We start from the raw sequence: 24,959 nt of genomic DNA on the forward strand, positions 1-24,959 counted from the left end.
CCTTCGCTCAGCGGGTGATTTCGACGTTCTCCAGGACGCCGAGCGCGTCCGGGACCAGCACCGCGGCGGAGAAGTAGGCGCTGACCAGGTAGGAGAGGACCGCCTGTTCGTTGATGCCCATGAAGCGCACCGAGAGTCCGGGCTCGTGCTCGTCGGAGATCCCGGTCTGGCGCAGCCCGACGACGCCGTGGTCGTCCTCGCCGGTGCGCATGCACAGGATCGAGGTGGTGCCCTTGGCGCTGATCGGGATCTTGTCGGTGGGCAGGATCGGCACGCCGCGCCAGGACTGGACCGCGTGCCCCTGCACCTCGGTGGTCTGCGGGTACAGGCCGCGCTTGCTGCACTCCCTGCCGAACGCGGCGATGGTGCGGGGGTGTGCCAGGAAGAACCGCGACTTCCTGCGGCGGGACAGCAGTTCGTCGAGGTCTTCGGGGGTGGGCGGCCCGGTTCGGGTGTGCAGCCGCTGTTGAAGGTCGGCGTTGTGCAGCAGCCCGAAGTCTCGGTTGTTGAGCAGTTCGTGCTCCTGGCGCTCACGCAGCGCCTCGACGGTGAGCCGGAGCTGTTGCTCGGTCTGGTTCATCGGCTGGTTGTAGAGGTCGGCGACGCGGCTGTGCACTCGCAGCACGGTCTGCGCGATGCTGAGCTCGTACTCGCGCGGTGCCAGCTCGTAGTCGACGAACGTTCCGGGCAGCGCGGTTTCGCCGGAATGACCGGAGGCCAGCGCGATGTCGATCTCACCGCGCTTGTTCGTCGCCGGTGTCGGCGAGGCGTACTCGGCGGCCACGTGCGCGCGCAGCTCGTCGAACTGCCTGGTGACCTCGTGCAGCGCCGCGCGGTCGAGGGCGAGCACGATGCAGGGCGTGACCGCGCGGTAGGTGCTGTCCCATGTGGACTGCGCGGTCGCCAGCACCTGGGAGCCGAAGAACCTGCCGCCCGCCAGCGTGTCGGTGACGGTGTCCGCGCCGTACTCGCCGCTGCGGATCTTGTCGACCTTGCCGTGCGCGATCAGCACCACCTCGGTCGCCGGTTCCCCGCCGACCGAGATCAGTTGCCCCGGCTCGTAGTGGCGCTGCACGAACCGGTCGGCCAGAGCGCTCAGCGCCGAGTCGTCGTAGCCGCGCAGCAGCGGCAGTTCGGTGAGCTCGCGAGGGATCACGCGGACCTCGTCGCCGGTGTTGGTGAAGGTGATCAGGCCGTCGCCCGCTGCGCAGGTCAGCCGCCGGTTGACCCGGTAGGTCCCTGCTTCGACGTCGACCCACGGCAGCATCCTCAGCAACCAGCGGGAGGTCCTGCCCTGCATCTGCGGCTGCGTTTTTGTGGTCGTGGAAAGCCTGCGCGCAGCCTGCGTGCTCAGGCTCAGAGCCGGGTTCTCGGTGGCGGTCAAGGTGTGTCAACTCCTCTGATCGGGGAGAGGAGCGGGCCGGCCTGCGCGACCGGCCCGCGCGGTCAGCTCTCGCGGCCCACTTCGACGTGCTCGAGCACGCCGAGCGCGTCCGGAACCATCACCGCCGCCGAGTAGTAGGTGCTGACCAGGTAGGAGATGACCGCCTGCTCGTTGATCCCCATGAACCGCACCGACAACCCGGGTCGGTACTCGTCGGGCAGGCCCGTCTGGTGCAGACCGACCACGCCCTGGTTCTGCTCGCCGAGCCGCATCAGCAGCACCGAGCTCGTGCGCTTGTCGCTGACGTGCAACTTGTCGCACGGCAGGATCGGCACACCTCGCCATGCTGGAACCTGGTGCCCGCCGAGGTCGATGCTCTGCGGGTACAGGCCGCGCTTGCTGCACTCCCGGCCGAACGCGGCGATGGTGCGCGGATGTGCCAGGAAGCAGCCGGGTTCCTTCCACACCAGGGTCAGCAGCTCGTCCAGGTCGTCGGGAGTCGGAGGCCCGGTCCGGGTGGGGATGCGCTGCCGCAGGTCGGCGTTGTGCAGCAGGCCGAAGCCGCGGTTGTTGACCAGCTCCTCCTCCTGGCGCTCGCGCAACGCCTCGATGGTCAGCCGGAGCTGCTGCTCGGTCTGGTTCATCGGCTGGTTGTAGAGGTCGGCGACCCGGCTGTGCACCCGCAGCACGGTCTGGGCCACGCTGAGCTCGTACTCGCGCGGAGCGAGCTCGTAGTCGACGAACGTGCCGGTCAGCGAAGGTTCGCCGGAGTGGCCCGATGCGATGTCGATGTCGGCCTCGCCGTGCGGGTTGTGCGGCCGACCGGGCCCGGCGAGGACCTCCCGGACGTGCTCGCGCAGCGATTCCGAGGAGCCGTTGAGCTCCTGGAAGGTCCGCCGGCCGAGCGAGAGCACGGTGCAGGGCGTCACCGCCTTGTAGCTGGCGTCCCACTCGACGGAATCGCCCGCCAGCACCTGCGCGCCGAAGTACTGCCCGTCGGCGAGGACCTCCAGCACGGTCTGGTCGCCGTACTCGCCGGTGCCGATCTTGTTGACCTTGCCGTGCGCGATGAGCACCACCTCCTCGGCCGGGTCACCGGAGTTGGCGATCACCTCGCCCGGTTCGAACTGGCGCTGCACGAACCGGTCGGCGAGCGCGCGCAGCGCCGACTCGTCGTCGAAACCGCGCAGCAGCGGCAGTTCCTGGAGCTCCTGGGGGATGACGCGGACATCGGCCCCGGTGTTGCTGAAGGTGATCCGGCCGTCCCCGAGGGTGTAGGTGAGCCTGCGGTTTACCCGGTACACGCCACCCGCGGCCTGCACCCACGGCAGCATGCGCAGCAGCCACCGCGAGGTGATGCCCTGCATCTGCGGGACCGACTTGGTCGTGGTCGCGAGGTTCCTGGCCGCGGTGGTGCTCAGGCTCAACTGCGGCGCTTCGGTGTCGGCGGGGTTCGGATCGGTCGCAGTCACGACAGAAATACCACCAATCATAGAGCTGACAAATCGTCGGGAGAGTGCTCGAGGGGTTCGGTCCGGCGCGAAGGTGGACACGAAAGGTGAATCGGCGAATGTCGTCGAGGAATTCGAGAGGGGTGGAAGGAATTGTTGTCCGGGGTCGGATTGGCGGTCCCGGCGTTGCTTCCAGGTGGAACGCTAGCACCAGCCCACTCGGCCGTACAGTCACCCGAAAGTGCCGAATGGCGCTATACGCAGTGGTCAGCGCAGGGGAGCGCCATGATCACCTGATGGTCCCATTGCGCCACGCAGGGTGGCGCGCAGCTCCCGTCACGCTAGTCGTTTCCGGGGTCGGATCAGCCTGGTGACCCATTGCGGGGGAGGTGGAACGGGAGATTTCGGGACCCCATTGCTCCACCCGGGCGACGGATGTGTGAACTCGAATTCCACGAATCGGGTTATCCATTTACCGGCGATCTTGGGCGTATTGTTCGGGATGTGGTTCTGCCGGGTGTTTCCCGGGTTCGGTCGAGATAGGTGAAGGACCATCAGAATCGGCGAACCGGTTGACTCTTCTCTCCAGGAGGCGATTTCGCGTGAAGTGGAACCTGCGGTTGGTCGCGGCGCAGCGCGGTATCTGGAAGGCCACCGACCTGCAGCGGAGATTCGCCGAGCACGGCCTGGTGATCTCCGCCGGGAAGATGTCCGGCCTGTGGTCGAAGACCCCCGCCAGCCTGAAGCTGGACGATCTCGACATCATCTGCCGCGTGCTGGGCTGCGAGGTCGGTGACCTGCTGGAGCCCGAAGCGCAGGTGGTGCCCGCACCGCGACAACCTGACGTCGTCCGCGAGACGACCGCGAGAATCGCGGAATGAACCTGGTCCTCAGCGGAACCGTTTGGGTGCTCGGCGCATCGCTGGGCGCGGCGCTGATCGGCTACCTGGTGCGCAGGATCGGCCAGGACGAGGGGAGACCGAGCAACAACGACGCCGCCGGGCAGGTCTTCACCATCGTCAGCGGCCTGCAGGCCGTGGTCCTGGCGTTCGTGCTGGTGACGCTCTTCGACGCGGTCACCGACGCCAGGCAGGGCGCCTACCAGGAGGCCCAAGACCTCGTGGCGGTGTCCTGGGCCGTGGAATCCCTGCCGGCGCCGACGGCTGCCGAGGTGCGCAGGCACAGCGTGGCTTACCTCGACGGCGTCGTCGGCGCCGAATGGCCGCAGATGCAGCGCGGAGCTCCGGTCGGTGGGCCGGGCTGGGGGCGGTTGGACCAGATCCGGACGGTGGTGGTCAACGCGCCGGCCGACGGGGAGTTCCAGGAGGGCCGCAAGTCCGAGGCACTGGACAAGCTCAAGGACGTCTACGCGGAACGGCACGAACGGCTCACCCGGGCGTTCGACCGCGGGGTCGTCGCGGTCGTGTGGTTCGTGCTGATCGTGGGCAGCCTGGGGTGCGTGCTGCTGCCGAACCTCTTCGGTGGCACGAAGTTGTTCCCGCACATCGTTCTGGTGTCCACATTGGCCGGTGCGCTGGCGCTGCTGCTGTTCGCGATCTTCCAGCTGCAGAACCCGTTCAGCGGCGGGTCGCGGATCGAACCGGAGGCGTTCCAGTGGGCGCTCGCACGTCTCGGGCGGGGCTAGCCGGGGCCCTCGCGCTGCTGGCAGCGGTGGTCGCCCCGGCCGCCGAGGCGGATCCGGCGTGCGAGGCGCTGCAGGTCCGCACCCGGGGCAGCGCCTCGGTGCTGCACCGGGTGGTGTTGCCCGACTTCACCGACACCCGGGTCGGTGCGCTGCCGTGCCGGGTGAACGCTCTCGGGTACTCGACCGCGCAGGGCTTCGCCTACGGCATCGCGTCGGGTTTCTCCGACGGTGGTCACGTGGTCGTGCTGTGGCCGAGCGATCGACCGCTGGACCTCGGACCGGTCATCGCGGGGCGTACCGACACCCGGTGGAACCCGCTGGACCACCCGACGGCGGGGGCGATCGCAGGAGACCGCTGGTACGTCCTCGAAGACGACCACCTGCACGCGGTGGACGTCGATCCTGCGAGCCCGACGTTCCGGCACGTGCTGTCCTCGGTCGAACTCGACGAGCACCACGGTCCGTTCGGGGTCGACGACTTCGACGTCGGCCCCGACGGGCTGCTCTACGGAGTCGCCCAGACCTACGCGGGAATCCCGGCGGTGATCCGGATCGACCACCGCACCGGCGCCGTCGATCCGGTGGTGCGGCTGCCCGGGCTGCTGTCCGACAGCTACGGGTCCGTCGTGATCGGGCGGGACCGGGCGCTCTACGTCACCGCCAACCACAGCGGCGGGACGTACCGGCTCGGCAGCGGCGGAGCATTGGTGAAACTGGCCGATGTGCCGCACATGTCCAGTTCCGACGCCGCGGGATGCCTGCGACGTCCACCACCAACTCCGTCGCCACCGTCACCAACGACGACACCGCCGCCGCCACCAACAACGACACGACCAACGCCGCCGGCGCCCGCGACGTCCACGACGGCGCCCCCGACGACGTCGGCTCCCACGCGGCCCGCTCCGACGGTGACGCCCACGCCCACCCGCGGACCGGTGCCGCCTGAACCGGTCGAGGAGCCGTCCGAACCGTCGGAAACCGCCTCGCCCGCCTCGGTGTTCGAGGACCCCGACGCCGACGAGGCCGGGCACACCACGCAGGAGAAGCGGCGCTGGGCGGTGGCCGCCCTGGTGCTGCTCATCGGCGGGAGCGCGGCCGTCCGCGCGCTGGGACGGGGCTGAGCGCGCGGCGATGCTGGTCACGACCGTGGGATCTGGAGGTGATGTCACCGGCTAGGCTGCCGCGCATGCTGCAGGCTCGGGATGAACGGACGCTGCTTCGCTGCGGGACCGCAGGCGCGGTGCTGTTCGTGGCCGTGTTCCTGGTGCTCGGTTCGGTGCGGTCGGACTACGACCCGCTCCGCCACTCGGTGAGTTCGCTGGCGATCGGTTCGCTCGGCTGGGCGCAGGCGGTGAACTTCTGCATCAGCGGTGTCCTGGTCGCCAGCTTCGCGTTCGGGGCGCGGTCGGTGCTGCTGCGGTTGGGCGGCGACTGGTGGATTCCCGGTCTGATCATCGCGATCGGCGTCGGTCTCATCGGTGCCGGTTTCTTCACCACCGACCCGGTCAACGGCTACCCGCCGGGTGAGGTGGGGGAGATCACCGCGACCGGTGTGCTCCACCAGTTCTTCGCGATCGGCGTGTTCCTGGGGGTTCCCGTCGCGAGCTGGTTGCAGGGCCGGCTGTTCTGGTCGACCGAACACCCCTGGTGGGCTGCCTACTGCTTCGCGACCGCGGTGGCCTGCGCGATCGGATTCGTGCTGGCCGTGCTCGGTTTCGCCGGGGTTGCCGACTTCGAGCCCCACGCGGGGCTCTACCAGCGCATCGCGCTGTGCGTCGGTTTCGGGTGGTTGATGCTGCTGTCGGTGTTCCTGCGCAGCGCTCGCTTCTCCCGGGCCTTCAACGTCCGGGTCCGGACGGCCTGACGCCCCGGTCCACGCGGGACCGGGGCGTCGGTGAACGAGTTCAGTCCTGGGCGAGTCGAGCCGGGAAACCGCCGGTGGCGATCGGGCCCCAGCGGTCGATGGTGATCCGGATCAGAGACTTGTCCTGGCGGACCATCGCCTCCCGGTACTCGTCCCAGTCCGGGTGCTCGCCGGAGATGCACCGGAAGTACTCGACCAGGCCGTCCAGCGCGTCGGGCATGTCCAGCACCTCCGCGGTGCCGTCGACCTGCACCCACGGGCCGTTCCACTCGTCGGAGACCACGCACACCGAGGCCTGCGGGTTGCGGCGCAGGTTCCGCGTCTTGGCCCGCTCCGGGTAGGTCGAGATGACCAGCCGTCCCTCGGTGTCCACACCGCAGGTCAGCGGCGACATCTGGGGCCGACCGTCGGCTCGGCTGGTGACCAGGACGCCCTTGTGCCTCGGTCGCAGGAACTCCAGCAGAGCTTCGCGGTCGACCTTGTCAGCGGTGGCGATCGCCATGAACAGCTCCTCGAAACAGATCGCTGAGAACGCCGTCCAGCCTAGTCCCCGCCACCGACGATCGCCCGCCCTCCACTGTGGATCGTTGCCTGCTGACCGGCGTTTCTAGACCCGTTCGAAGACGGCGGCCAGGCCCTGCCCGCCTCCGATGCACATGGTCTCGAGCCCGTAGCGGGCCTCGCGGCGCTGCATCTCGCGCGACAGCGTCGCGAGGATCCGGCCACCCGTGGCGCCCACCGGGTGCCCGAGGGAGATGCCGGAACCGTTGACGTTGAGCCGGTCGAAGTCGGCGGGCTTGAACTCCCACTCGCGGGTGCAGGCCAGCACCTGCGCCGCGAAGGCTTCGTTGAGCTCGATGAGGTCCACATCGGCCAGGCCGATCTCGGCGCGCTGCAACGCCTTGGCCGTCGCCGGCACCGGACCGATGCCCATGGTCCGCGGCGGCACGCCGGCCCGCGCCCACGACACCAGCTTCACGAGGGGGCGGAGTCCCAGCTCGGCGGCCTTCTCCGGAGTGGTGACGACGCAGATCGAAGCGGCGTCGTTCTGGCCGCTGGCGTTGCCCGCGGTCACGGTCGCGTCCGGGTCGTTCTTGCCCAGCACCGGTTTGAGGCCGGCGAGCTGCTCCAGCGTGGTGTCCGGCCGGGGGTGCTCGTCGACGTCGATGACGACCTCGCCCTTGCGGGAGCGCACCGGCACCGGCACCAGCTCGTCGTCGAAGCGCCCGGCCTGCTGCGCCTCGGCGGCGCGCTGCTGCGAGCGGACCGCCAGCTCGTCCTGCTCCTCCCGCGCGATGCCGTACTCGCGCCGCAGGTTCTCGGCGGTCTCCAGCATCCCGCCCGGAACGGGGTAGTTCTCGCCGCCCGCCGTCGTGCGGCCGCGGGCCAGCGAGTCGTGCAGCTCCAGTCCGCTGCCGCGAATGCCCCAGCGGGCCTCGGTGGTGTAGAACGGCGCGCTGCTCATGCTCTCGGCGCCACCGGCCAGCACCACGTCGCTGACCCCGGTCTGCACCTGCATCGCGGCGTCGACCACGGCCTGCAGGCCCGACCCGCAGCGGCGGTCGATCTGGGTTCCGCCGACCTCCACCGGAAGCCCGGCGTCGAGCGCGGCGACCCGGCCGATCGCAGGGGCGTCCGAGGTGGGGTAGCAGTGGCCGAGGATGACCTCGTCGATCTCCTCGCCGTGAAGCCCGGTGCGCTCCAGCAGGCCCTTGATCGCGGTGGCGGCCAGCTCCACCGCCGACACCGTCTTGAACACTCCGCCGAACCGGCCGATCGGGGTCCGCAGCGGCTCGCAGATCACCGCTTCGCGCATCACTTGCTCCTTCGCGTTGGCACGCCGCCGTTTCGGACGTCGTTCTTTCGTTGGTAGCACAGCTTCAGCGCGGATCGTAAGAAGCGGCGATTATGTCCGAACGCGTCTCACCGGGGTGTGAATTCGGTATTGGACGCTCTCGGCGAGGCGTGCGAAGCTGACCGGAATCGGTGTCGTCAACGAAGGAGTCGACCATGCTGCCGGGCGAGTGGGCGGAGCGCGTGAAGACCGTGCGGGTGATCGGCACCGGTGTCATGGGGCGCGGCATCGCCCAGATCTGCGCGGCCGCCGACATCACCGTCGAGCTCGCCGATGCTCGACCGGAGGCCGTCGAGACCGCGGTGGCCGAGATCGGCCGGATGTACGACAAGCTCGCGGGCAAGGGCCGGATGAGCGCCGAGGAGGCCGCCGCCGCGACGCGCCGGCTCGTTCCGGTCTCCGACCCGCTGAGCGAAACCGACTGCGACCTGGTCGTCGAAGCCGTCCGGGAGGACCTCGACACCAAGCGCCAGCTGTTCGCCGAGCTCGAACGGACCTGCCCGCAGCACACCGCGTTCGCCACCAACACCAGCTCGCTGCAGGTCACCTCGATCGCCACCGCTCTGCAGGACCCGAGCAGGCTCGCCGGCCTGCACTTCTTCAACCCCGTGCCGCTGATGCGCCTGGTCGAGGTCATCCCCGGCGCTCGCACGGCCGCCCACCTGCCGGACGCGCTCACCGAACTGGTCCGCCGGCTGGGGCACACGCCGGTGCGGGCCACCGACACGCCGGGATTCCTGGTCAACCACGCCGGGCGCGGTCTGATCACCGAAGCGCTGCAGATCCTCGCGGAGGACCTGGCGACCCCGGAGGACGTCGACCGCATCGCCCGGGACGTGCTCGGACTGAAGATGGGGCCGTTCGAGCTGATGGACCTCACCGGGCTGGACGTCACGCACCCGGCGATGGAGAGCATCTTCACCGGCTACTACGGCGACCCCAGGCTGCGCCCGTCCCCGATCACCCGCGCTCGGCTGGAGGCGGGACTGCTCGGCCGCAAGACGGGGGAGGGGTTCTACCGCTACGAGGACGGCGTCAAGCAGGAACGGCCCGAGGCCGTCGCGCCGGAGGTCACCGGCGCGACGGTGTGGGCCGACGACACCGCGCTGCTGGAATCGCTGGCGGAGGCGGGCGTGCCGGTCGAGGGCGGTGACGAACCGTCCTCGGCGGAGATCGTGCTGGTCACGCCCTACGGGCACAGCGCGGCCTCGGCGGCCCGGTTGCCCGCCGAGCGCGTCTGCGGCGTGGACCCGCTGAGCAACGCCACCCGGTGCACGCTGACCGTGCACCCGGCCACCGACCCGGACGTGGCCCGCGCGGCCTGGGCGGCGCTGTCCGCGACTGGACGCGCGGTGACCGTCGTGCGCGACGGCCCGGGGATGATCGCCCAGCGCCTGCTCGCGGCGATCGTCAACACCAGCTGCTTCATCGCCGAGCAGCGGCTGGCCACACCCGGCGACATCGACACCGCCGTGCGCCTCGCGCTGGGCTACCCGCGCGGACCGCTGGAGTGGGGTCAGCAGCTGGGAGCGCGCCGGGTGCTGACGATCCTGCGCGCGCTGCACTCCGCCACCGGCGACCCGCGTTACCGGCCCAGCCGCTGGCTGGTCGAACGCGCCGACCTCGGCTTGGCGCTGGACGAGACCGGCACCGCGGTCGCCGACGTCCTCTAGCAGCTGCTCAGAGGTTGCTCGGCGCAAGCGGATTCCGCGCGCCGCTCCTGATGCGTGCCGAAACCGCCCAGGACTTGAACCGGGCTCAGTCCTCGGGCGTGTTGGCCTCGCGCAGCGTGCGCATGGCCTGGGCCAAGGCTCGCGAGTCGTCCTGGCCCAGGGGAGTGAGGACGTGCTCGCGCAGGACCTGGGCCGCCGTCTCGCGGGCGCGGTTGGCCACGTCCAGGCCGTGGTCGGTCAGCTCGGCGTAGGTGACCCGGCGGTCGGTCTCGCTGGGCACGCGGCAGATCAGGTCGGCCTTGGCCAGCCGGTCGGCGACCTTGGTGAACCCGCCGCTGCTCAGAGCCGCCTCACGGGCGAGCTTGGTCATCGGCATCCTGCTGTCGGGGGAGCGCACGAGCCGGAGAAGGATGTCGAGGGAGGCCATCGGCAGGCCGTACCCGTCCATGATCGCGGTGGCCAGCTTGGCGGCCGTGACGTGGTAGCCCTCGATGACCAGGCCCCACCAGGTGACGATCTCGTCGTCGTCGACGGCGCTGTCCGGACCGATCGCCTCGTTCAACGCAACGCTCCTTCACTGCATGTTCGTGGAGCCCGATGCTACATGAAAGACGTTTTCCGGAAAGTCGCTTGCGAGGAAGACAATTCCTCGGTATTGTCTTGCCTGCAAGAGATCGACCGATTCGGGCGATCTGCCGCGTGAACAGGAGTTTTGGACCGTGAGCAACGCCGTCAAGGTCAGCGTCATCTACTACTCGTCCACCGGGATCGGCGCTGAGATCGCCAACACCCTGGTCGCCGAAGCCGAGGCGGCGGGTGCCGAGGTGCGGCTGCGCCGAGTGCCCGAACTGGCCCCCGACTCGGCCATCGACAGCAACCCGGCCTGGCGCGCCAACGTCGAAGCCACCCGCTCGGTGCCGGAGGCCACCCCGGACGACGTCGTGTGGGCCGACGCGGTGATCTTCGGTTCGCCGACCCGCTTCGGCAACATCGCCGCCCAGCTCAAGCAGTACATCGACACCCTCGGCGGCGAGTGGGCGCAGGGCAGGCTCGCCGACAAGGTCTACAGCGGCTTCACCTCCAGCTCGACCGCCCACGGCGGGCAGGAGTCCACGCTGCTGGCGCTGTACAACACCATCCACCACTTCGGTGGCATCGTGGTCGCGCCGGGCTACACCGACGGCAGCAAGTTCGTCGACGGAAACCCCTACGGCACCAGCCACGTCGACGCGCAGGGCGAGAACAAGGTCGGCGACGTCACCCGCGCCGCCGCGTCCGTCCAGGCCCACCGCGTGGTCAAGGTCGCCCGCGCCCTGAAGAACGGTGCGTGACCGCACCGAATCCGCGCTGATGACGACGTCTTCCCGCTTCCCGCGCCGTTCGGGAGGCGGGAAGGCGCGTTTCGGTCATCACTCCAGCGCGATGGCGGAGAGGACGAGCCCGTCGCGGACCAGCCAGCGACCGCTGAAACCCGTCAGCCCGCCGGCGCTCTTGTGCAACCGGGCCGTGAAGCTGCCCGCGCCGAACTCCAGCTCCGCGTCCTCGAAACCGAGCCACTCGCCGGTCACCGGGTACCAGGTCTTGTAGACCGATTCCTTGCAGCTGAACAGGATTCGGTCCCAGCGGATGTCCGGGTCGCGGGCGCTGAGCTCCGCGATGTGCTCGCGCTCCACGGGTAGCGAGACGACGTCGAGCACGCCGTCGGGAAGCGGCTCGTGCTGCTCGGCATCGATCCCCACCGAACGCAGTTGTCGCCGCCGGGCCACGGCCGCGCCCCGATAACCGGCGCAGTGCGTGATGCTGCCGACCACCTCCGCTGGCCACTGCGGTGCTCCGCGCTCGCCGCGCAGCAGCGGCACCGGCTGAACGCCCAGCGCGCGCATCGCCCGGTGGGCGCACCAGCGGCCGCTGGTGAACTCGCGGCGCCGCTTGGCGACCGCCTTGACGATCTCGACCGCTTCGGCGTCGAACAGCGTCGCCTCGGGTGGGTCGTCGAAGGTCTCGGCGGTGGCCACCACGTCGGGCAGGAGCTCCTCGATCACCCCGACAACCTAGCTCATCTGGTATCTGACCTGGGCAGACGGTGCGACGTCTCAGCACGTGGAGTGCCGTTTACAGCCGGCGACGTGCGGTCTAGCGTCATCGCCATGATCCCGTCGGTGCCACTGACGATCCGGGGCTACGTGGACTACTCCCGCGTCTCCTCGGCGCTGTGTCGCGCCTGACGCTGCTCTCCTCCTCTCTCCCGCACCACCGTGCTGAGCCTTCTCCGGTGGTCGCTTCCGCATGTCCGCCCACGCCCGTGGAGCCCTCATGACCACACACCTGACACCCGTCCGCACGGGTGAGCAGATACCCGTCACCCAGGTGCGCACCCGCACCGCCCGGCGCGAATCCCGCATCCCCCGTTGGACTTTCAAGCTCATCAGCCCCATCGCGCTGGTGGCGCTGTGGCAGGCGCTCAGCGCCACCGGAGTGCTCAGCGACGACACGCTCGCCTCCCCGGCGACCGTCCTGGCGACCGGCGTGGACCTGTTCGCCGAAGGACGGCTGCAGGAGGCCATCGCCGTGTCGCTGCAGCGCGTCGGCGCGGGCCTGGTCATCGGCGTGGTGGCCGCGACGCTGCTGGCCACGCTGTCCGGGCTCTTCCGGCGCGGCGAGGACCTCATCGACGCGCCGATGCAGATGCTGCGCACCGTCCCGGTCATCGGGCTGATCCCGCTGCTGATCATCTGGTTTGGCATCGGTGAGGAGCCCAAGATCGTGCTGATCGCGTTGGCGGTCACCTTCCCGCTGTACATGAACATCTACGGCGGCATCCGCAACGTCGACGCCGGACTGGTCGAGGCCGCCAAGACACTCGGGCTGGGGCAGCTCGCGCAGGTCCGCCACGTGATCCTGCCCGCCGCGATGCCCAACGCCCTGGTCGGTCTGCGCTACGCGCTCGGATCCGCCTGGCTGGCGCTGGTCTTCGGCGAGACCATCAACGCCTCCGCCGGGATCGGCTACGAGATGAACACCGCGCGTGAGTTCTTCCAGACCGACGTGATTGTGGTCTGCCTCGTGCTCTACGCCTTGCTCGGCCTCGTCGCCGACTTCATCGTTCGCGGACTGGAAAGGGTGGTGCTGGCATGGCGACCGGCGTTCAGCGGGAAGTGACCACGAAACCGGCTGCCGTCCGGGGTCTTTCGCGCAGCTTCGGAGATCGCACCGTCCTGCGCGAGCTGGACCTGGACATCGAGCCCGGCCAGTTCGTCGCGCTGCTGGGGCCCAGCGGCTGCGGCAAGTCGACGCTGCTGCGCATCCTCGCCGACCTCGACCAGGAGGTCACCGGGGACGTCGAGGTCGCCGAACGCCGTGCTGTGGCGTTCCAGTCGCCTCGGCTGATGCCCTGGAAGCGCGTGTGGCACAACGTCGTTCTCGGCCTGCCCGGCCGACCGGACAAGCAGCGAGCCGTCGCGGCGCTGGAAGAGGTCGGCCTCGGCCACCGGGTGGACGTGTGGCCGAAGGTCCTCTCCGGTGGTGAGGCGCAGCGGACGTCCCTGGCACGCGCCTTGGTCCGCGAACCGGACCTGCTGCTGCTCGACGAACCCTTCTCGGCTCTGGACGCGCTGACCCGGATCAAGGCGCAGCAACTCGTCGGGGAGCTGTGGCAGCGGCACGGCTGCGCGATCCTGCTGGTCACCCACGACGTCGAGGAGGCGCTGCTGCTCGCCGACCGCGTGCTGGTCATGCACGAGGGCCGCATCGGCTACGACAAGGTCCTGAACCTTCCGCGCCCGCGCGAGGTCGGTGACCCGGAGTTCGTCGCGATGCGCGCGGAGCTGCTCGCCCGCCTCGGCGTCGAATGATCGGCCGAGACGAGGTAAGAGGGGTCAGCCGGACGGGGTTCGCCCGGCCGGAGCCGTAGTGGCGGCCAGCAGCCGGTACGCCTCGTGCTCGGTGTCGAGGACCTCCTGGTCACCGTGGTGCGGGTGCAGCGGCTCGCCCGCCGCGACCTGGTGCGCGTCGCGCAGCGCGAAGAGCGCGCGCAGCAGGTGCTCGCGCGCCTGCGGATCGGCGGGGGAGCGCTGCAGGTCCCGGGCGGCCCGGCGGCAGCCCTCCAGCGCCTCGCGCAACCGCGTCCGCGCCCGGCTGTTGGTCAGCACCAGGCAGACCCCGACGCCCAGCAGCGCGCCGAACAGCGTCATGCCGACCCGTTCGGCGACGAGCTGCAGGCGGTCGGTCGGCTGGCTCAGCGCTGCCAGGCACAGCGCCAGCGGGGTGGCGAAGGTCAGGCCGAGCCCGTAGTTGGCCATGACCACCAGCTCCGCGGCGATCTGGCAGATTACGATCACCACCAGGATCGTCGCCGGTGTGGGGTCGACCGCGAAGATGCCCAGCGCCAGCAGCGACCCGGCGACGGTGCCCGCGGTGCGCTGCACCGCGCGCTGCCAGGTCGTCGCGGTGTTGTGCGACTGGAGCACGGAGCTGACCGAGACCACCGCCCAGTAGGCGTGGTCGAGCTGGAACGTCGACGCGAGCAGTCCGGTGACCAGCGAGGCCACCGCCATCCGCAGCGCGTTGGTGCGGAACTCGGCGAGTCCGGCGCGTTCGGCGACCACCGGCCGGGGCAGCGGCCGGTGCTGGCCCGGCGCCGGAACGCGACCGCGACGCATCCGCTTGGCGGCGGTGCGCAGTTCCGCGGCCGCGTCCGCCGGGTGGTGCAGCAGGTGCAGCGCGTGCGCGAGATGTCCGCGCAGCAGCACGGTCGTTCGGCGCTCGCCGGAGGGCAGCGCGGTGAGCGCGTGGTGCAGGGCGGTGTGGGCTCGGCGCCGGGCGGCCGCGTTCGGCGCCTCCAGGTGGTCGGCGACCGCCAGCAGAGCCCGCGCGGTCGCCAACCGGTGCGGACCAGTCGGGTGCAGTGCGCCGCCCACCATGCTGAGGGCGTAGGACAGCGCCGCTGAGGCCCCGGTGATCGCGACGACCTCGGCGAAACCGCTCCAGGTCTGAGGCGAGTACGCGGCGGCACCTGCGGCGAAGACGAACATCAGCCCTGCGGGCGGACCCAGCCGCACCACGTCGGCCAGCAGCTTGGCCAGGGTCGCCACCAGGGTCAGGACCAGCACCTTGACCACGCCACCGGCGTCGAACGCCGAGGTCACCGCTCCGGCGGCCACGCTCGCGGTCAGGCCCGCGGCCACCACCGGCAGCAGCCACGCCCGTCGCGGGTAGGGGTCGACCCGGCAGTACAGCGAGGTGAACGCGCCGAGCGCGGCGAACGGTGCGAGGTCCAGACGTCCTGCTAGTAGCAACGCGATGATCGGCACGGCGAAGGAGACGCCGACTCGCAGAGCGGGTACCAGCACTCCGCCGAAGATCGACGTGATGCGCAGGGCGTCTCGGGTGCGCAAGGTCTGGAGCAAAGAACCGTTCACTAGTAAAATATTACAAGGTGTTTTACTCGTGAAGGAGTGTGACGTTGGACGTCGTCGGACGGATCCGCGATCAATGGCGCGAGCGGTACCCGGACCTGGACCTGTCCCCGATCGAGGTCATCGGGCGGGTGCGCAGGCTCGCGGCGCTGACCAACCAGCGGCACGACGAGGTCCTCGACGACCTGCGGCTGTCCCGGATGGAGCTCGAGGTGCTCAGCGCCCTGCGCCGGGCAGGCGGTGGCCTGCGCCCCAGCCAGCTCACCAAGGAGATGCTGTCGTCCGGCGCCGCCACGACCAAGCGGCTCGCACGGCTCGAGGACGAAGGCCTGATCACCCGCAGCACCTCCGCCCGCGACCGGCGTGAGGTTGACGTGCGGCTCACCGATCGGGGCCGGGAGATCATGGATCGGGTCTTCCCGGCTCAGCTGGAGCGCGAGCGAGCGCTGCTGGAACCGCTCAGCGAGGCCGAGCGGGCTCGACTGGGTGAACTGCTGGCGAAGGTCCTGGAGCCGGTGGATTTGGTCGGCTGAACATCCGATCGCGCCCGGCGAGGCGAATGCCGGAGCGCGCGCGAGGTGGGTTAAGGTTTTCCGGCTTCACCGGGGAATTCCCGCGGCTCGGCGAACTCGCTGTGATCGGATGATCACGCACCACGACCGGTGCCGCTCGGACGAGAGGACACAGGGTGGCCACGGTACGGATCGGCACCGTTCCTGATCTGGACCTCGGCGGTCTGCCTGGCCGCCTGCGCGCCTTCGTGGTGGCGAACTCGCGCGCGATCACGCTGATATCCGTTCCGCTCGTGCTGGCCTCGCTCGGCCTGCTGCTGCTCACCCCTCGCGCGGGGATCGGCGAGGAGTCGGCCATCGACTACCAGGTCTACCGCTGGGCGGTGCACACCTGGCTGGCCGGCGGCGACATCATGAACACCGCGCCGACGGTGAGCATCGGCCGCGTCCTGCCGTGGGTGTACCCGCCGTTCGCGCTCGCCCCGCTGGCACCGCTGGCGTTGCTGCCCTTCAGCGCCGGCCTCATCGCGCTCTACCTGCTGGACCTGACCGCCATCGGCGGCACGCTGTACCTGGTGACGCGGCACCTGTGGCCCGCCGTGGGCAAGCGCGGGGCGCTGGCCGTGGCCATGGTGCTGCTGCCCTGGACGCTGTTCTTGGAGCCGGTCTACTCGTCCTTCGGGCTCGGGCAGGTCAACATCCTGCTGATGGGCCTGGTCATGGCTGACTGCTTGGCCGAATCACCGCGCTGGCCGCGCGGGCTGCTCATCGGTCTGGCCGCGGCCGTCAAGCTCACCCCGGCCGCGTTCCTGCTGTTCCTGGTCTTCCGCAAGGACTACCGCGCCGCCGCCGTCGCCGTGCTCACCGCGGCGCTGGCCACGCTGTCGGGTTTCGCGCTGAACTACTCCGCTGCGGTGGAGTACTGGTTCGGCAAAGGGCCCGCGCACGGCGTGAGCGGGTCGGCCTTCCACACCAACCAGTCCATCATGGGCGCGCTGGTGCGCTTGGAACTTCCGGTCGTGGCCCAGAACGGGCTGTGGTTGGTGCTGGCGGTCGCTGCCACGATCGCGGTCGCGTTCGCCGTCCGCCGGGTGGAACCGGTGCTCGCGGTGTTGGCCAACGCCCTGCTGGCGCTGTTGATCTCACCCACGTCGTGGTCGGATCACTGGGTGTGGTGCGCTCCCGGCCTGCTGGTGCTGCTCGCCTTCGCCGTCCGGCGGCGCAGTTTCGCCTGGTTGGCGGTGGCCGCGTGGACGCTGGTCACGCTGCTGGCGGCGGCGTTCAACTGGATGCCCGCCGGCCCGCCGTGGGATGTGGTGGCGCACCTGTTCGGGAACCCCTACACGGCGCTGGGGCTGGTTCTCGTCGTCCTGCTGGTGCGCTACGCCCGCCGTGAGCAGGTCAGCGTCGCGCCGCAGCCCTCTCCGCTGCCGGAACCGGCTGGTGTCTGAAAACGCATTCGCATTCGGGTGATTGCGCCCTCGACTGCGGACCGTGTACCAACAATTACGGAAATGTGCGGGTCTGAACCGAATCCGAATGGCGTGAGCTGCGATTCGGGCTACATTCGGTGCTGCGCAAGAAGATCGTGAACAACACCACTGATGGTCCTCAGCTGTCGCCTTAGGACATATGTGTGGTGCACAATTCTCGGGCTCCCGGCCTTTGCGACAACGACGTCTCACAGTCTGAGAGTCGTCACGTTTTCTTAACGTCGAGTTACCTAGCGGTAGCTTTCGAGCCGCTGGGTCTGTACAGTGCCTCAAACTGACCGAGAGTGCAACGGCGCATCCTTATTCGTCAGTGCCCCCAAAGGTTCCGCGGTTCGCAGTGGCTGAGTCATGCCCTGCTGCACGCCGCGACCTGTCGACGGGAGGTCCGATGCCCCAATCCCACCATGCAAGAAGCGTGGCGCAGCGTAGCGCCCAAGCCAGTGGTCTGTATGACCCGGCCAATGAGCACGACGCCTGTGGTGTCGCGTTCGTCGCCGACCTTCGCGGTCGGCGGAGTCACGACCTGGTTGACAAAGCACTGACAGCGTTGCGCAACCTGGAGCACCGCGGCGCCAAGGGTGCCGATCCCGAGACCGGCGACGGTGTCGGGCTGCTGACGCAGATCCCGGACGCGTTCTTCCGCGGAGTCGTGCCGTTCGAGCTCCCCGAAGCCGGCACCTACGCGGCCGGCACCGCGTTCCTGCCCGCCGACGACGCCGCCGCTGAAGAAGCCGTGGCCGTCATCGAGCGGATCGTCGCCGAGGAAGGCCTGCGCCTGCTCGGCTGGCGCGAGGTCCCCATCGCAGCGGACTGCGCGGGCACCTCGGCGCGCGAGACCATGCCGAACTTCCGGCAGCTGTTCATCGGCGCCCAGGACGGGCAGCAGGCCGAGACGGCGCTGGCGTTCGAGCGTCGGGCGTTCTGCGTGCGCAAGCGCGCCGAGCACGAAGCCGACGTGTACTTCCCGAGCCTGTCGGCGCGCACCATCGTCTACAAGGGCATGCTCACCGAGGCGCAGCTGGGCGCGTTCTACCCCGACCTGGGCGACGAGCGCTTCGCCAGCGCGATCGGCCTGGTGCACTCGCGGTTCTCCACGAACACGTTCCCCTCCTGGCCGCTGGCGCACCCGTACCGGTTCATCGCGCACAACGGTGAGATCAACACCGTCAAGGGCAACCGCAACTGGATGCGGACCCGCGAGAGCATGCTCGACACCGACCTCATCCCCGGTGAGCTCAAGCGGCTGTACCCGATCGCCTCTCCCGAGGCCAGCGACTCGGCGACCTTCGACGAGGTCCTCGAACTGCTGCACCTCGGCGGCCGGTCGCTGCCGCACTCGGTGCTGATGATGATCCCGGAGGCGTGGGAGAACCACGCCGAGATGGATCCCAAGCGCAAGGCGTTCTACGAGTTCCACAACTACCTGATGGAGCCCTGGGACGGTCCGGCGCTGGTCGCCTTCACCGATGGCACCCAGATCGGCGCCGTGCTGGACCGCAACGGTCTCCGCCCCGGTCGCTACTGGGTCACCGAGGACGGACTCGTCGTGCTGGCCAGCGAGGTCGGCGTGCTGGAGTTCGAGGCCGACAAGGTCGTGCGCAAGGGCCGGCTGCAGCCGGGCCGCATGTTCCTGGTCGACACCGACGCCGGCCGGATCATCGACGACGATGAGATCAAGGGCGAGCTCGCCGACGAGTACCCGTACCAGGAGTGGCTGGACGCGGGCGTCGTGCGGCTGGGCGACCTGCCCGAGCGCGAGCGCGAACTGCCCTCGCACGACTCGCTCGTGCACCGGCAGCAGGTCTTCGGCTACACCCAGGAAGAGCTGGGCGTGCTGCTGCAGCCCATGGCCACCACCGGTGCCGAGCCGATCGGCTCGATGGGCAACGACACCGGCTTCGCCGCCCTGTCGGAGCGCCCGCGGCAGCTGTTCGACTACTTCACCCAGCTGTTCGCGCAGGTCACCAACCCGCCGCTGGACGCGATCCGCGAAGAGCTGGTGACCTCGCTGGGCACCCACGTCGGACCCGAGCACAACCTGCTCGACCACGCCCCGGAGGTGTGCCACCAGCTGGTGCTGCCGTTCCCGGTGCTCGACAACGCCCAGCTCGCCAAGATCGTGCACATCAACGACGACGGCGACCGGCCTGACCTCAAGCCCGCCGTCATCGACGCCACCTATCGGGTCGCCGGTGGGGGAGCGGCGCTGCGCGCGCGGCTGGACGAGATCTGCGATGAGGTCTCGGCTGCGGTGGCCGACGGCGCGCATGTGCTCGTGGTGTCCGACCGCCAGGCCGATGCCGAGCGCGCGCCGATCCCGTCGCTGCTGGCCACCGGTGCCGTGCACCACCACCTCGTGCGGGAGAAGGACCGCACCAAGGTGGGCTTGATCGTCGAGGCAGGCGACGTCCGCGAAGTGCACCATGTCGCTCTCCTCATCGGTTACGGAGCCGCTGCCGTTAACCCCTACGTGGCGATGGCCACTGTCGAGGATCTCGTCAGCACCGGCGTCATCAAGGGAACCGAGGCCGAGCAGGCCACCGCGAACCTGATCAAGGCGCTGGGCAAGGGCGTCCGCAAGACCATGTCCAAGATGGGCGTGTCCACTGTGGCCTCCTACACCGGTGCGCAGATCTTCGAGGCCATCGGCCTGGGCGAAGAGGTCGTGCAGCGCTGCTTCACCGGCACCACCTCGCGCCTCGGCGGCGTCGGGTTCGACGTGCTGGCCGCGGAGGTCGCCGAACGGCACCGCCGCGCCTACCCGGTCGACGGTGTTCAGGCGCCGCACCGCACGCTCGCCGTTGGCGGCGAGTACCAGTGGCGCCGCGAGGGCGAACCGCACCTGTTCAACCCCAAGACGGTGTTCAAGCTCCAGCACTCGACGCGCTCCGGGCGCTACGAGGTGTTCAAGGAGTACACCCAGGCCGTCGACGACCAGTCGCGCGACCTAATGACGCTGCGCGGGTTGTTCAAGTTCCGCGACGGCGTGCGCAAGCCCGTTCCGGTGGACGAGGTCGAGCCCGTCTCGTCCATCGTCAAGCGCTTCGCCACCGGCGCCATCTCCTACGGGTCGATCTCGCAGGAGATGCACGAGACGCTGGCGATCGCCATGAACCGGCTGGGCGGAAAGTCCAACACCGGTGAGGGCGGCGAGGACGCCGACCGGTTCACCCCGGACGCCAACGGTGACTCGCGGCGCTCGGCGATCAAGCAAGTCGCCTCCGGCCGCTTCGGCGTGACCAGCGAATACCTGGTCAACGCCGACGACATCCAGATCAAGATGGCCCAGGGCGCCAAGCCCGGCGAGGGCGGTCAGCTGCCCGGCGGCAAGGTCTACCCGTGGGTGGCCAAGACGCGGCACTCCACGCCCGGCGTCGGGCTGATCTCGCCGCCGCCGCACCACGACATCTACTCGATCGAGGACCTGGCGCAGCTGATCCACGACCTGAAGAACGCCAACCCCCAGGCGCGCATTCACGTCAAGCTGGTCAGCGAGGTCGGGGTCGGCACGGTCGCGGCGGGTGTGTCCAAGGCGCACGCCGACGTCGTGCTGATCTCCGGTCACGACGGTGGCACCGGTGCTTCGCCGCTGTCGTCGATCAAGCACGCAGGCGGTCCCTGGGAGCTGGGCCTGGCCGAGACGCAGCAGACGCTGCTGGCCAACGACCTGCGCGACCGGATCGTGGTGCAGACCGACGGTCAGCTCAAGACCGGTCGCGACGTCGTGATCGCCGCACTGCTCGGTGCTGAGGAGTACGGCTTCGCCACCGCACCGCTGGTGGTTTCGGGCTGCATCATGATGCGGGTCTGCCACCTCGACACTTGCCCGGTGGGCGTGGCCACGCAGAACCCGAAGCTGCGTGAGAAGTTCTCCGGCAAGGCCGAGTACGTGGTGAACTTCTTCGAGTTCATCGCGCAGGAGGTGCGGGAGTACCTGGCGGAGCTGGGCTTCCGGTCTCTCGAGGAGGCCATCGGCCACGCCGATCTGCTCGACACCTCCGAGGCCGTGCGGCACTGGAAGACCCAGGGCCTGGACCTCGCGCCGATCACCCACGTCCCGGAGCTGCCCGCGGGCGCATCGCTGCACCAGACCACCGAGCAGGACCACGGTCTGGAGAAGGCGCTGGACAACACGCTGATCCAGTTGTCCGAGGGCGCGCTCAAGGAGGGCACTCCGGTCCGCCTGGACCTGCCGGTGCGCAACGTCAACCGGACCGTGGGCACGATGCTCGGTTCCGAGCTGACCCGGCGCTGGGGTGGCGAGGGCCTGCCGGACGACACCATCGACGTGACCTTCACCGGTTCCGCCGGGCAGTCCTTCGGTGCGTTCGTCCCGCGGGGCATCACCCTGCGGCTGCTGGGCGACGGCAACGACTACGTCGGCAAGGGCCTCTCCGGTGGCCGGATCGTGGTCCGGCCCGATGCGAAGGCGCCGTTCGTGGCCGAGCAGAACATCATCGCGGGCAACGTGCTGCTCTACGGCGCGACCAGCGGTGAGCTGTTCGTCCGAGGCATCGTCGGCGAGCGGTTCTGCGTCCGCAACTCCGGTGCGATCGCCGTCGTCGAAGGCGTCGGCGACCACGGTTGCGAGTACATGACCGGTGGTCGCGCGGTGATCCTCGGCACGACCGGCCGCAACTTCGCGGCAGGCATGTCCGGCGGCATCGCCTACGTGCTCGACGTCGATCCCCAGCGGATCAACCCCGAGATGGTCGACCTGGAAGCGCTGGACGACGAAGACCGCGAGTTCCTGCACGACCGGGTGCGCAGGCACTACGAGCAGACCGAGTCGGCGGTGGCCCGCGAGCTGCTGGCCGACTGGGACACCGCGGTCGAGCGGTTCGGCAAGGTCATGCCCCGCGACTTCAAGCGGGTGCTGGAGGCGCAGAGCGCCGCCGAACGCGAAGGGCGCGACGTCAACGAGGCGATCATGGAGGCGGCTCATGGCTGATCCCAAGGGATTCATGACGACGCCGCGGGAGACTCCGCAGCGTCGCCCGGTGGACGTGCGCATCAAGGACTGGCGCGAGGTCTACCTGGAATTCGAGCAGCCGCGGCTGACCAAGCAGGCCGGCCGCTGCATGGACTGCGGAATTCCGTTCTGCCACCAGGGTTGCCCGCTGGGCAACTTGATCCCCGAGTGGAACGACCTGGTGTGGCGGGACGACTGGGAGTCCGCGATCGAGCGGCTGCACGCGACCAACAACTTCCCGGAGTTCACCGGGACGTTGTGCCCCGCCCCGTGCGAGGCCGCGTGCGTCGTCGGCATCAACAGCGATCCGGTGAGCATCAAGCAGGTCGAGATCTCCATCATCGACAAGGCTTGGGAGGCCGGCTACGTCAAGCCGCAGCTGCCTTCGAAGCGGACCGGCAAGAAGGTCGCCGTCATCGGCTCGGGCCCGGCCGGGCTCGCCGCCGCGCAGCAGCTGACGCGCGTGGGTCACAGCGTCGTGGTCTACGAGCGGGCCGACCGCATCGGCGGACTCCTGCGCTACGGCATCCCCGAGTTCAAGATGGAGAAGAGCCGGCTCGACCGGCGGCTCGGTCAAATGCGCGCCGAGGGCACCGAGTTCCGCACCGGGGTGAACGTCGGCGTCGACGTCACCGTGGAGCAGTTGCGCGCCGACTACGACGCGGTGGTGCTCGCCGGTGGGGCCACGCAGGCCCGCGACCTGCCCGCCACGGGCCGGGAGCTGGACGGCGTGCACCAGGCGATGGAGTACCTGCCGCTGGCGAACAAGGTGCAGGAGGGCGACTTCGAGCGCTCGCCGATCCACGCCGAGGGCAAGCACGTCGTGGTCATCGGCGGTGGCGACACCGGCGCCGACTGCGTCGGCACCGCGCACCGCCAGGGCGCGGCCTCGGTGACGCAGCTGGAGATCATGCCGCAGCCGCCGGCGGAGCGCTCCGAGGCGCACCCGTGGCCGACCTACCCGATGCTCTACCGGGTCACCTCCGCCCACGAGGAGGGCGGCGAGCGGCTGTACTCGGTCAACACCCAGGAGTTCGTGGGTGATGACCAGGGCCGGCTGCAGTCGCTGCGGCTGGTCGAGGTCCAGCGCACCGACTCCGGTTTCGAGCCGGTGGCGGGCACCGAGCGGGAGATCCCGGCCCAGCTGGTGCTGCTGGCGATGGGCTTCGTCGGTCCGGAGAAGCCCGGTCTGCTGGAGGACCTGGGCGTGGAACTCGACGCGCGCGGCAACGTCGCCCGCGACGAGAACTTCATGTCCAGCGTGGATGGTGTGTTCAGCGCCGGCGACATGGGTCGCGGCCAGTCGCTGATCGTGTGGGCCATCTCCGAAGGCCGTTCGGCGGCCGCCGGGGTGGACCGCTACCTCGTCGGCCGGGACGTGCTGCCGGCTCCGATCGAGCCGACCGAACGCCCGATGGTCTGAGTTCGAGCGCGCGGAGGCGGTGCCCCGGTTTCGGCCGGGGCACCGCTTTTTCGCGTTCTCAATCCGGTACCGGTACGCCGAAGTCCGGTGAACCGTCGTGCTTCCACTCGAACGTCTGCAACCGGGTGTGCCGGTTGGGATCGCCGACGCCGGCGTCGTACGGGCGCGCGTGGTAGACGAGCACGTCAGCGCCGTCCTCGGTGACGGTGAAGCTGTTGTGCCCCGGCCCGTACTGGCCGGTGCCGGTGTTGGTGGCGAACACCGGTTCCGGGTTCTTCTCCCACGACGTCTGGTCGAGCAGGTCCGCGTCGGCCGACGCGGTGAGCAGCCCCAGGCAGTAGTTGCTGTCGGTGGCGCTGGCCGAGAACGTCAGGAACACCTTGCCGTGGCGCGCGAGCGCCGCCGGCCCCTCGTTGACCCGGAACCCGCGTGTCTCCCAGTCGTGAGTCGGCATCGACAGGCGCACGGGTTCGTCGCCCACCGTCCACGGATCGTCCATCGGTGCGAGGTAGAGGTTCGAGTTGGTCTCGACACCGGGTTCGCGCTGGGCCCAGGCCAGGTAGCGGACGCCTCGGTGCTCGAAGGTCGTGGCGTCGAGGGCGAAGGTGTCCCACGGGGTGCGGATCCGGCCCCGTTCCACCCAGGTTCCGGCCAGGGGATCGGGGTTGGAGTTCTCCAGCACGTACATCCGGATGGACTGGATGTCCTCCGAACTGCCCGCCGCGAAGTAGACGTACCAGCGTCCGTCGACGTGGTGCAGTTCCGGTGCCCAGATGTGCCTGCTCATCTCCCCGCTGTCGTGCCTGCGCCAGAGGATGTGCTCCTCGGCCGTGGCCAGCCCCTGCAACGTCGCCGCTCGGCGCAGCACGACGCTGTCGTAGGTCGGGACCGTCGCGGTGAAGTAGTAGGTGCCGTCGTTGTGGCGGACGATGTGCGGGTCAGCACGTTTGAGCGCCAGCGGGTTGTCGAAGTGCGTGGGCGAGCTCCAGGCCGTGGTGTTGCCGGTCATGGTGAGCGCTCCGGTGGCCAGTGCCCCGGAAAGCAAGGTTCTGCGGGAGAGAGCTGATCGGTGTCGCACTCTGCTCACCGTCCTTCGAATGCGGCCGGGGCGTACCGATTTCCGCGCCTCGGCGTGGCATTCGAGATCACCAGGGTACCCCGTTCCGGGGAGGCTGGGAATTCGCTCAGCGATCGCCGGGTTCGGTGGGCGAACCGGATCGAAGGCGTGGACCCGACGAGTCGAGCACCGAGGTGATCTCACGTGAACGCACTG

20 protein-coding genes are annotated in these 24,959 nt (G+C 69.5%); 12 read left to right on the top strand and 8 right to left on the bottom strand.

Annotated elements, in window-relative coordinates; genetic code table 11:
• Nucleotides 1-7: 7 nt before the first annotated feature.
• Nucleotides 8-1,384, bottom strand: coding sequence for a family 2B encapsulin nanocompartment shell protein (locus E1181_RS17980; protein WP_235876852.1), 1,377 nt, complete (start codon nucleotides 1,382-1,384; stop codon nucleotides 8-10).
• A gap of 62 nt (nucleotides 1,385-1,446) precedes the next feature.
• Nucleotides 1,447-2,856 (bottom strand): family 2B encapsulin nanocompartment shell protein, encoded by a 1,410-nt coding sequence (locus tag E1181_RS17985; protein ID WP_408010107.1) that lies wholly within the window; start codon nucleotides 2,854-2,856, stop codon nucleotides 1,447-1,449.
• A 581-nt stretch (nucleotides 2,857-3,437) separates the two neighbouring features.
• On the opposite strand from E1181_RS17985, the gene E1181_RS17990 reads away from it, so the two are divergent.
• From E1181_RS17990 to E1181_RS18005, 4 genes are all read left to right on the top strand, one after another.
• Entirely contained in the window at nucleotides 3,438-3,716 is a 279-nt protein-coding gene (locus E1181_RS17990; RefSeq protein ID WP_132676270.1) for a helix-turn-helix domain-containing protein, read from the top strand.
• Nucleotides 3,713-4,480: a bestrophin-like domain gene (locus E1181_RS17995; protein ID WP_132676272.1), complete on the top strand. Its 768-nt coding sequence runs from the start codon at nucleotides 3,713-3,715 to the stop codon at nucleotides 4,478-4,480. The genes E1181_RS17990 and E1181_RS17995 overlap by 4 nt, the downstream gene beginning before the upstream one ends.
• A complete protein-coding gene (locus E1181_RS18000) occupies nucleotides 4,450-5,601 on the top strand; it encodes a DUF6923 family protein (protein ID WP_132676274.1) in 1,152 nt (383 codons plus the stop codon). Before E1181_RS17995 ends, E1181_RS18000 begins: the two co-directional genes overlap by 31 nt.
• 65 nt (nucleotides 5,602-5,666) lie before the next feature.
• Nucleotides 5,667-6,344, top strand: coding sequence for a DUF998 domain-containing protein (locus tag E1181_RS18005; protein WP_132676276.1), 678 nt, complete (start codon nucleotides 5,667-5,669; stop codon nucleotides 6,342-6,344).
• A 40-nt stretch (nucleotides 6,345-6,384) separates the two neighbouring features.
• On the opposite strand, the gene E1181_RS18010 is transcribed toward E1181_RS18005, so the two are convergent.
• Nucleotides 6,385-6,846 carry a PPOX class F420-dependent oxidoreductase gene (locus E1181_RS18010; RefSeq protein ID WP_408010110.1) on the bottom strand — a complete coding sequence of 154 codons (462 nt, stop codon included), beginning with the start codon at nucleotides 6,844-6,846 and terminating at the stop codon, nucleotides 6,385-6,387.
• A 105-nt stretch (nucleotides 6,847-6,951) separates the two neighbouring features.
• Entirely contained in the window at nucleotides 6,952-8,160 is a 1,209-nt protein-coding gene (locus E1181_RS18015) for an acetyl-CoA C-acetyltransferase (protein ID WP_132676280.1), read from the bottom strand.
• A gap of 194 nt (nucleotides 8,161-8,354) precedes the next feature.
• Between E1181_RS18015 and E1181_RS18020 the strand changes: the two genes are divergently transcribed.
• Nucleotides 8,355-9,872, top strand: a complete 1,518-nt coding sequence (locus E1181_RS18020) for a 3-hydroxyacyl-CoA dehydrogenase (protein ID WP_132676282.1) — start codon at nucleotides 8,355-8,357, stop codon at nucleotides 9,870-9,872.
• Between the two features lie 85 nt (nucleotides 9,873-9,957).
• Here the strand turns inward: E1181_RS18020 and E1181_RS18025 are convergent, their stop codons facing one another.
• Entirely contained in the window at nucleotides 9,958-10,434 is a 477-nt protein-coding gene (locus tag E1181_RS18025) for a MarR family winged helix-turn-helix transcriptional regulator (RefSeq protein WP_235876853.1), read from the bottom strand.
• A gap of 157 nt (nucleotides 10,435-10,591) precedes the next feature.
• Between E1181_RS18025 and wrbA the strand changes: the two genes are divergently transcribed.
• Nucleotides 10,592-11,203 (top strand): NAD(P)H:quinone oxidoreductase, encoded by a 612-nt coding sequence (gene wrbA, locus E1181_RS18030; protein WP_132676284.1) that lies wholly within the window; start codon nucleotides 10,592-10,594, stop codon nucleotides 11,201-11,203.
• A 78-nt stretch (nucleotides 11,204-11,281) separates the two neighbouring features.
• Here wrbA and E1181_RS18035 read toward each other — a convergent pair whose 3' ends face one another.
• Nucleotides 11,282-11,914: a 4'-phosphopantetheinyl transferase family protein gene (locus tag E1181_RS18035; protein WP_132676286.1), complete on the bottom strand. Its 633-nt coding sequence runs from the start codon at nucleotides 11,912-11,914 to the stop codon at nucleotides 11,282-11,284.
• 271 nt (nucleotides 11,915-12,185) lie between these two features.
• Between E1181_RS18035 and E1181_RS18040 the strand changes: the two genes are divergently transcribed.
• Both E1181_RS18040 and E1181_RS18045 read left to right on the top strand, forming a co-directional pair.
• Nucleotides 12,186-13,031 (top strand): ABC transporter permease, encoded by an 846-nt coding sequence (locus E1181_RS18040; protein ID WP_207922198.1) that lies wholly within the window; start codon nucleotides 12,186-12,188, stop codon nucleotides 13,029-13,031.
• Nucleotides 13,004-13,723 carry an ABC transporter ATP-binding protein gene (locus tag E1181_RS18045; protein ID WP_132676290.1) on the top strand — a complete coding sequence of 240 codons (720 nt, stop codon included), beginning with the start codon at nucleotides 13,004-13,006 and terminating at the stop codon, nucleotides 13,721-13,723. Before E1181_RS18040 ends, E1181_RS18045 begins: the two co-directional genes overlap by 28 nt.
• Before the next feature lie 24 nt (nucleotides 13,724-13,747).
• Here E1181_RS18045 and E1181_RS18050 read toward each other — a convergent pair whose 3' ends face one another.
• Nucleotides 13,748-15,289: an FUSC family protein gene (locus E1181_RS18050; protein WP_132676292.1), complete on the bottom strand. Its 1,542-nt coding sequence runs from the start codon at nucleotides 15,287-15,289 to the stop codon at nucleotides 13,748-13,750.
• Nucleotides 15,290-15,333: 44 nt separating this feature from the next.
• Between E1181_RS18050 and E1181_RS18055 the strand changes: the two genes are divergently transcribed.
• The 4 genes from E1181_RS18055 (at nucleotide 15,334) to E1181_RS18070 (ending at nucleotide 23,686) form a co-directional block, all read left to right on the top strand.
• Nucleotides 15,334-15,819, top strand: a complete 486-nt coding sequence (locus tag E1181_RS18055; RefSeq protein ID WP_132676294.1) for a MarR family winged helix-turn-helix transcriptional regulator — start codon at nucleotides 15,334-15,336, stop codon at nucleotides 15,817-15,819.
• A 155-nt stretch (nucleotides 15,820-15,974) separates the two neighbouring features.
• Nucleotides 15,975-17,249 (top strand): glycosyltransferase family 87 protein, encoded by a 1,275-nt coding sequence (locus tag E1181_RS18060; RefSeq protein WP_235876854.1) that lies wholly within the window; start codon nucleotides 15,975-15,977, stop codon nucleotides 17,247-17,249.
• A gap of 430 nt (nucleotides 17,250-17,679) precedes the next feature.
• Nucleotides 17,680-22,242 carry a glutamate synthase large subunit gene (gene gltB, locus E1181_RS18065; RefSeq protein ID WP_132676296.1) on the top strand — a complete coding sequence of 1,521 codons (4,563 nt, stop codon included), beginning with the start codon at nucleotides 17,680-17,682 and terminating at the stop codon, nucleotides 22,240-22,242.
• Nucleotides 22,235-23,686, top strand: coding sequence for a glutamate synthase subunit beta (locus tag E1181_RS18070; protein ID WP_132676298.1), 1,452 nt, complete (start codon nucleotides 22,235-22,237; stop codon nucleotides 23,684-23,686). Before gltB ends, E1181_RS18070 begins: the two co-directional genes overlap by 8 nt.
• A gap of 58 nt (nucleotides 23,687-23,744) precedes the next feature.
• On the opposite strand, the gene E1181_RS18075 is transcribed toward E1181_RS18070, so the two are convergent.
• Nucleotides 23,745-24,695, bottom strand: a complete 951-nt coding sequence (locus E1181_RS18075; RefSeq protein WP_132676300.1) for a glycoside hydrolase family 43 protein — start codon at nucleotides 24,693-24,695, stop codon at nucleotides 23,745-23,747.
• Nucleotides 24,696-24,959 lie beyond the last annotated feature (264 nt).

Origin of the sequence: Saccharopolyspora terrae (genome assembly GCF_004348435.1) — a bacterium.
Classification (GTDB): domain Bacteria; phylum Actinomycetota; class Actinomycetes; order Mycobacteriales; family Pseudonocardiaceae; genus Saccharopolyspora; species Saccharopolyspora endophytica.

Bases quoted from the DNA above. Each gene is read 5' to 3' on its own strand.
- E1181_RS17995 (WP_132676272.1), top strand. From the start codon at position 3,713: ATGAACCTGGTCCTCAGCGGAACCGTTTGGGTGCTCGGCGCATCGCTG.
- E1181_RS18005 (WP_132676276.1), top strand. From the start codon at position 5,667: ATGCTGCAGGCTCGGGATGAACGGACGCTGCTTCGCTGCGGGACCGCA.
- E1181_RS18010 (WP_408010110.1), bottom strand. From the start codon at position 6,846: ATGGCGATCGCCACCGCTGACAAGGTCGACCGCGAAGCTCTGCTGGAG.
- E1181_RS18015 (WP_132676280.1), bottom strand. From the start codon at position 8,160: ATGCGCGAAGCGGTGATCTGCGAGCCGCTGCGGACCCCGATCGGCCGG.
- E1181_RS18020 (WP_132676282.1), top strand. From the start codon at position 8,355: ATGCTGCCGGGCGAGTGGGCGGAGCGCGTGAAGACCGTGCGGGTGATC.
- E1181_RS18040 (WP_207922198.1), top strand. From the start codon at position 12,186: ATGACCACACACCTGACACCCGTCCGCACGGGTGAGCAGATACCCGTC.
- E1181_RS18045 (WP_132676290.1), top strand. From the start codon at position 13,004: ATGGCGACCGGCGTTCAGCGGGAAGTGACCACGAAACCGGCTGCCGTC.
- gltB (WP_132676296.1), top strand. From the start codon at position 17,680: ATGCCCCAATCCCACCATGCAAGAAGCGTGGCGCAGCGTAGCGCCCAA.
- E1181_RS18070 (WP_132676298.1), top strand. From the start codon at position 22,235: ATGGCTGATCCCAAGGGATTCATGACGACGCCGCGGGAGACTCCGCAG.
- E1181_RS18075 (WP_132676300.1), bottom strand. From the start codon at position 24,695: ATGACCGGCAACACCACGGCCTGGAGCTCGCCCACGCACTTCGACAAC.